Source organism: Tamlana crocina (assembly GCF_012037625.1).
In genome coordinates this window covers 1-450 of record NZ_JAAVJS010000239.1, presented here as the reverse complement: position 1 = coordinate 450, position 450 = coordinate 1, and the positions used below count along the sequence as shown (strand labels likewise).

Here is a 450-nt window from a genome sequence, read left to right as displayed (position 1 = left end):
GGAATTTTGGGAAAGGGTTTTATGCTCTGGGATCTCCGTTATTCCTGGAAGCTGGAGCAGTGGATAGGAGAGCACGGGCAGGAGGTTCAAAAATGGTTTCGCGCTATAGAATACCTGGACGCCTATAATTCCTTCGGAAATTTCGCATTCAATCATCCTTCATATGTTTTCCCAGAATTGCATCATGATTCCCATATCTCTGAAGCTACTCAGCTGGCTCATCCATTGCTGGATCCTGAAAAGCGGTTAGCTAATGATTTTTCTATCGAAAAAGAGCAGTTCTTAATCATCACCGTGGCAAATATGGCGTGGAAAAGCACCTTTTTAAGAACAGTCAGTCTGCAGATCCTTATGGCAAACGTTGGCCTACCGGTTTGCGCCACCTATTGTCATTACACTCCAATCAAGCTCATTACCAGCATGCGCACTACAGATTCGCTCACAGATGAT

Annotated in this window: 1 protein-coding gene; it reads left to right on the top strand. The window is 44.7% G+C overall.

Going from position 1 to position 450, the window contains the following annotated elements:
- A partial coding sequence (locus HC176_RS16500) for a MutS-related protein (RefSeq protein ID WP_425338218.1) occupies positions 1-450 on the top strand: 450 nt, incomplete at both ends.